The sequence below is a fragment of the Vibrio sp. 1580 genome, from assembly GCF_033340055.1.
This window is the reverse complement of the sequence record NZ_JAWOVT010000709.1, coordinates 1-522: the sequence shown is the minus strand read 5'-3', so window position 1 is coordinate 522 and position 522 is coordinate 1. Positions and strand designations below refer to the sequence as shown.

Genomic DNA, 522 nt, shown 5'->3' with positions numbered 1-522 from the left:
CTCTGTCGATCGACACCGTTGGTGGAGATGTGGTACATGCCGACCTAAACCAATACTCTGCTGAACTTGATTCATCAGACCCATTCGTTCTGCTAAAAGACACACAAGGTCATCAATTCATCGCACAAAGCGGTCTTGTTGGTCCTCAAGGTATCGATCTAAGCAGCTCTAACCGTCCTCACTACAATGTGAGCGCAGACAGCTTCACTTTAGCTGACGGTCAAGACGAACTACGCGTTCCGATGACATTTACTGCAAACGGCATCGAATACACAAAAACTTACGTATTAAAACGCGGCAGCTACGCGCTGAACGTTGAATACGATGTAGCGAACAACTCTGGTAACAACGCAACCTTCGGTATGTACGCACACCTACGTCAAAACCTAATGGACGATGGTGGTAGCATCACAATGCCAACCTACCGTGGCGGTGCTTACTCAACTGAAGATACTCGTTACAAAAAATACAGCTTTGAAGATATGCAGGATCGCAACCTGTCTATCAACCTAGCAGATGGCC

General features: G+C 46.9%; 1 protein-coding gene. It reads left to right on the top strand.

From position 1 onward, the window contains the following. On the top strand, positions 1-522 hold a 522-nt coding region (gene yidC, locus R7093_RS27975), incomplete at both ends, for a membrane protein insertase YidC (RefSeq protein WP_318147377.1).